This is a genomic window from Rhodosalinus sp. (genome assembly GCF_041685465.1).
Taxonomy (GTDB): Bacteria; Pseudomonadota; Alphaproteobacteria; order Rhodobacterales; family Rhodobacteraceae; genus Rhodosalinus.
The window spans coordinates 1-5,710 of the sequence record NZ_JAWLFS010000197.1; the positions used below are offsets into that span (position 1 = coordinate 1).

Annotated in this window: 6 protein-coding genes; 3 read left to right on the plus strand and 3 right to left on the minus strand. The window is 72.1% G+C overall.

Translation table 11 applies throughout. The features are described 5' to 3' along the window. Positions 1-873: tetraacyldisaccharide 4'-kinase (lpxK, locus tag ACESL7_RS12155; protein ID WP_372893584.1), on the plus strand; the 873-nt coding region annotated here is incomplete at its 5' end. Positions 874-1,136: 263 nt separating this feature from the next. Here the strand turns inward: lpxK and ACESL7_RS12160 are convergent. From ACESL7_RS12160 to ACESL7_RS12170, 3 genes are read right to left on the minus strand one after another with little or no spacing between them, the layout of a single operon-like run. After that, on the minus strand, positions 1,137-2,249 hold the full coding sequence (locus tag ACESL7_RS12160; protein WP_372893585.1) for a CaiB/BaiF CoA transferase family protein: 1,113 nt from the start codon (positions 2,247-2,249) through the stop codon (positions 1,137-1,139). Continuing rightward, positions 2,246-2,881: a DsbA family protein gene (locus ACESL7_RS12165; RefSeq protein WP_372893586.1), complete on the minus strand. Its 636-nt coding sequence runs from the start codon at positions 2,879-2,881 to the stop codon at positions 2,246-2,248. Before ACESL7_RS12165 ends, ACESL7_RS12160 begins: the two co-directional genes overlap by 4 nt. Continuing rightward, positions 2,878-3,417: a DUF721 domain-containing protein gene (locus tag ACESL7_RS12170; RefSeq protein WP_372893587.1), complete on the minus strand. Its 540-nt coding sequence runs from the start codon at positions 3,415-3,417 to the stop codon at positions 2,878-2,880. The genes ACESL7_RS12165 and ACESL7_RS12170 overlap by 4 nt, the downstream gene beginning before the upstream one ends. A gap of 83 nt (positions 3,418-3,500) precedes the next feature. On the opposite strand from ACESL7_RS12170, the gene mutY reads away from it, so the two are divergent. Then, positions 3,501-4,553 (plus strand): A/G-specific adenine glycosylase, encoded by a 1,053-nt coding sequence (mutY, locus tag ACESL7_RS12175; RefSeq protein WP_372893588.1) that lies wholly within the window; start codon positions 3,501-3,503, stop codon positions 4,551-4,553. Between the two features lie 63 nt (positions 4,554-4,616). After that, the coding region (locus ACESL7_RS12180; protein WP_372893589.1) for an alkane 1-monooxygenase at positions 4,617-5,710 on the plus strand (1,094 nt) is incomplete at its 3' end.

Consider the following 5,710-nt stretch of genomic DNA (forward strand, 5'->3'; position numbering starts at 1 on the left):
CCCGGCCCGCCGGTGATCTGCGTCGGCAACCTGAACGCCGGCGGCACGGGCAAGACCCCGGCGGTGATCGCACTTGTCCAGCGCCTCGATGAGCGGGGCGTCGCGGCGCATGTCCTCTCGCGCGGGCACGGCGGACGGCTCACGGGACCGGTTCAGGTCGACCCGCGCCGCCACACCGCGGCGGAGGTGGGCGACGAGCCGCTTCTCGCCGCGGCCTTCGCACCCGTCTGGGTGGCACGGGACCGCGCCGCGGGCGCGCGCGCAGCCGCCGAGGCCGGGGCGGGCGCGATCGTGATGGACGATGGCTTCCAGAACCCGGGTATAGCCAAGGATCTCTCGCTCGTCGTGGTGGACGCCGCGCTCGGCTTCGGCAACGGGCGATGCCTGCCCGCCGGGCCGCTGCGCGAGCCGGTCCGGGCGGGCCTCGCGCGGGCGGACCTCCTGCTGTCCCTCGGGTCGGAGGCGGCGCAGGCGGAGTTCGTGCGGCGCTGGGGCGACGCGATCACGGTGCCGCATGCGACGGGGCGGCTGGAGCCGCTGCCCACGGGGATGGACTGGGCCGGGCTCCGCGCCATCGCCTTCGCCGGGATCGGGCATCCGGCCAAGTTCTTCGCCACGCTGCGCGGCCTCGGGGTGGAGCTGGTGGCGACCCATGCGCTCGAAGATCACCAGAGGCTCTCGCCCGCGCTGATGACCCGCCTCTCGCGCGAGGCGAAAGCGGCGGGCGCGCGGCTGGTGACGACGGAAAAGGACGCGGTGCGCCTGCCGGCCGAGTTCCGCATGGAAGCGCTGACGCTGCCCGTGCGCCTCGCTCTGGACGACTGGTCCCCCCTCGACGCGGCCCTCGACCGGCGCGGCATCCAAGGCGCTTGAAAGCGCCTTGGCCAAGCGGTTTCGAAACCGCTTGGCCCCCGCGGCCCCCGGTGTCGCCCCAAAGAGACGGCCGAGCTGAAATCCCGCGCCTCGACGCGGAAAGGGCGCGCGCCCGCGATACCGGCGCGTCCCGATGCGGTCCCGTGCGACGCGACGGTTGCAGGCGCCCCCGCCGCGCCGTCCGAGTCCGCACGCACCGCGCCCCGAGGCGAGGCGGCCGCTGGGCGGTGCGCCAAGCGGTTTCGAAACCGCTTGGCGCCGGCTCAGCCGTCCTCGCCCAGTTTCGGGGAGGGGCGGTCGAGCTTCAGCTCGGCCTCGGAGAAGCGGAAGGGCGCGCGCACGCCCGGCACGCCATCGAGCGTGACCTGCATCCCGCGCGCCTGCACCTGAGGGTCGGCGAAGACCTCGGCCATGTCGTTGATCGGCCCGGCGGGCACGCCCGCGGCCTCGCAGGCGGCGAGCAGATCGGCCTTCGCCCAGCCGCCCGTCGCGGCCGAGAGCGCGGCGAAGAGCGCCGCGCGGTTCTCCACCCGGTCGGCGTTCGTGGCATAGTCCGGCGCCTCGGACAGCCCGTCGAGGCGCAGGAGACCGCAGAGGCGCCGGTATTGCGCGTCGTTGCCGGTGGCGATGATCACGTGCCCGTCGGCGCAGGGAAAGACCTCGTAGGGCGAGAGGTTCGGGTGCACGTTGCCGGTCCGCCCCGGGGGCGTGCCGGTGGCGAGATAGTTCATCGCCTGGTTCGCGGTGACCGAGACGGCGGTGTCGAAAAGCGCCATGTCGATCATCTGCCCGCGGCCGGTCTCGCGGCGCTGGTGCAGCGCGGCGAGGATGGCGACGGCGGAATAGACGCCGGTGAAGAGATCCGTCACCGCCACGCCGGCGCGCAGCGGCTGGCCGTCGGGCGCGCCGGTGATCGACATCAGCCCCGACATTCCCTGAATGATGTAGTCGTAGCCCGCGCGGTGGGCGTAGGGCCCGTCCTGCCCGAAGCCCGTGATCGAGCACCAGACGAGTTGCGGCGTCTCCGGCGCGAAGCTCGCGTAGTCGAGCCCGTATTTGGCGAGCCCGCCCACCTTGTAGTTCTCGATCACCACGTCGGCCCCGGACACGAGGTCGCGGACCCGCTCCCGCCCGGTCTCGGTGCGGAAATCGGCGGTCACGCTCGCCTTGCCGCGGTTGGTGGCGTGGAAATAGGCCGCCTCGCGCGCGCCGTCGCGCTCGATGAAGGGCGGCCCCCAGCGGCGGGTGTCGTCCCCGTCCGGGCTTTCGACCTTGATCACCTCGGCGCCGAGGTCGGCCAGCACCTGCCCGGCCCAGGGGCCGGCCAGGATCCGGGCGAGCTCGACGACGCGGACGCCCTCGAGTGGTGCGCTCATTCCTCGCCCAGCTTCTCGTCGAGGATCTCCGAGAACTCGGCATAGTTCATGTTCGAGTAGGTCTCGCCGTCGATCACGAAGCTCGGCGTGGACTCGATGCCGTGCTCGTCGGCATTCTCCTGATACCACGCGACGAGGCTGCGCAGCGTGTCCGCGTCGGAAAGGCAGGACTCGACCTGCTCCTCGCCGAGCCCGGCGAGGCGGGCGATGCGGCGCAGCTCGTTCGCAACCTCGACGTCGCTGCCAGCGCGGGCCCAGTCCTCATGCGACTCGTAGAGCAGGTCGGTGATGCCGAAGAAGCGCTCCTCGCCGCCGCAGCGCGCGATCAGCGAGGCCCACATGCCGTACTTGTCGAAGTAGACCTCGCGGTAGACGAAATGCACCTTGCCGGGCTCGATGTAGTCCTCCTCGAGTTGCGGCAGGACGTTCTGATGGAAGGTCGCGCAGTGCGGGCAGGTGTAGGAGGCGTATTCGATCACCTCGACGGGTGCCTCCGGGTCGCCCTTGGACATCTCGACCACCTCGGCCGTCTCGGCCTCCTGCGCGGCGAGGGCGGCGGGCTGGAGCGGCGCGGGGCCGCCCCCCACGAGGACGGCGAGCGCGAGCGCGGCGGTCAGGATGGTGCGGGTCATGCGGTTCCTCTTTTCTTCTGACGGGTCGCAGGGCGGCCGGTGCGGGTGAGCACCGCCTGGCCCAGATCCTCGAGCGCGGCGCGCAGGCGGTCGTCCTGCACGGGCGCGGCGATCTCGGCGGCGCGGGCCTGCCGCGCCGGGTCGGGTTTCGGGGCGGACCGGGCAGGCGCCGGGTCGAAGGCCGCCTGTGCCTCGGCGAAGCCGGCGGCGGCGGTCTGCGTCACCTTCACCCGCGCGATGGCGCGGTAGCCGTAGGCGGCGTTGATCCGCTCGCGCAGGCGCTCCTTCTGCATCTCGACGAGCGGCGCGTTGGCCCCCGTCGTCAGCAGCGTGAGCGTCGCGCCGAACTGCGGGCCGGAATGGGCCACCTTGACGGGACGGGCGAGGCGGGCGATCTCCGGTCCCGCGACCTCGTCCCAGTGGGTGAGCACCCGCGTCACCGCGAAGCCGCGCGACTCTGCCGCCGCTCGGATGCGGGGCTGGAGGATACTCGCGGCGCGGGCGAAGCCGCGCCCTCTGTCGGGCCTCTGGGTCAAGCTTGGCCTCCTCGGGGTCGCGCCTATTCTACTGACCCGCACCAAAGGTGCCACCCCGGATCGGAGAAAGGAGCTGCTTGCCCATGTCAACCCTGCGTGATCCGGCCGCCGCGCTTCTTGAGTGGTACGACCGCCACGCGCGCGATCTGCCGTGGCGCATCGGCCCGGAGCCGCGGGCGCGGGGCGCGCGGCCCGATCCCTACCGCGTCTGGCTGAGCGAAGTGATGCTGCAGCAGACGACCGTCGCGGCGGTGCGCGACTACTTCCACCGCTTCACCACGCTCTGGCCCACGGTCGAGGCGCTCGCCGCGGCCGAGGACGGGCGCGTGATGGGCGAATGGGCGGGGCTCGGCTACTACGCGCGGGCGCGCAACCTGCTGAAATGCGCGCGCGTCGTGGCGCATGAGCACGCCGGGCACTTCCCGGAGACGGCCGAGGCGTTGCGCAAGCTGCCCGGCGTCGGCCCCTACACGGCCGCGGCGATCGCCGCGATCGCCTTCGACCGGCCCGAGACCGTGGTGGACGGCAACGTCGAGCGCGTCATCGCGCGGCGTTTCGACATCCGCACGCCGCTGCCCGCGGCCAAGCCCGAGATCACCGCCCGCGCCGGCGCGCTCACGCCCGAGGCGCGGCCCGGTTGCTACGCCCAGGCGGTGATGGACCTCGGCGCGACGATCTGCACGCCGAAGAACCCCGCCTGCGGGATCTGCCCCTGGCGGGACGACTGCGCCGGGCGCCTCGCCGGGACGGCGGCGGACCTGCCCGCCAAGACGCCGAAGAAGCCCAAGCCCGTGCGTCACGGCATCGCCTATCTCGCGCGGCGGGTGGACGGCGCCTGGCTGCTGGAGCGCCGGCCCGACAGCGGACTTCTGGGCGGGATGCTCGGCTGGCCCGGCTCCGAGTGGACCGAGGGCGACCCCGCCCCCGCGCCCCCCATCCGCGCCGAGTGGCGGGACGTGGGGGCGGAGGCGCGGCACACGTTCACGCACTTCCACCTGCGCCTCGCGCTCAGGACCGCGCTCGTGCCGATGGAGCGCACGCCGGAGCGCGGCGCCTTCCTCCCGCTCGAGGAGTTCCGGCCCTCGGACCTGCCCACGGTCATGCGCAAGGCCTTCGACCTCGCCGCGAAGGGCTGACACGCCGCATGGCGCAGGCCGTGCGCGATGGATATGATGGTGCGCAAAAGAGAGGCCGAGGCGATGCAGGAGCTTCACACCATTCCCGCGAACGAGGTGGCGCGCTGGTGGCGCGCCCTGCCCTTCTGGTTGTCGCTGGCGCTGATCCCGCTGGCCTGGCTCGGCGCGCTCTGGGGCGGCTGGACGGTCATCCTCCTGCCGCTCGTGACGTGGTATCTCTTCGCGGCGATCGACGCGGCGCTCGGGCTCGACACGGGCAACGCCGACCCCGAAACGCCGGAGGCGCATCTTTTCTGGTACACCGCCGTCACGCGCGTCTGGCCGGTACTGCAATTCGTGATGCTCTTCGGGCTGATCGCCTACGTGCCCCGCGCTGCCCATCTCGGCACGCTCGAGATGGTGGTCCTCTTCTTCGGGGTGGGCGTCGTGACCGGCACCATCGGCATCAACTACGCCCACGAGCTCATGCACCAGCGCAACAGGGCCGAGCGGTGGCTGGGCGACATCCTGCTCGCCATGGTGCTCTATTCGCACTTCCGCTCGGAACATCTGCTCGTCCATCACCGCTACGTCGGCACCCCGCGCGACCCGGTGACCGCGCGCTACAACGAGGGCTTCCACCGCTTCTTCCCCCGCGTGCTGCGGCAGTCGGCGGTCTCCTCCTTCAAGGCCGAACGCGCGATGCTCGCGCGCAAGGGCAAGCCGTGGTGGGCGCCCGAGAATCCCTTCTGGCGCTACTGGGCGCTGCAGGCGGCGATGCTCGGCCTCGCCGTCGCGCTGGCGGGCTGGGTCGGCCTCGCGCTCTTCGTATGGCAGGCCGTCGTCGCCGTCTGGCAGCTGGAGATCGTCAATTACGTCGAGCACTACGGGCTGACGCGCAAGCACCTCGGCGACGGCAAGTACGAGCACGTCAAGCCGCGCCACAGCTGGAACGCCGCGCATCGGGCGACGAACTGGCTTCTGATCAACCTTCAGCGCCACTCGGACCATCACTACAAGCCCGACCGGCGATTCCCGCTCCTGCAGACCTACGACGAGGAGGAGGCGCCGCAGCTTCCCTACGGCTATCCCCTGATGGGGGTCCTCGCACTTGTCCCGCCGCTCTGGAAACGCGTGATGAACCCGCGGGTGAAGGCGTGGCGCCGCCGCTTCTACCC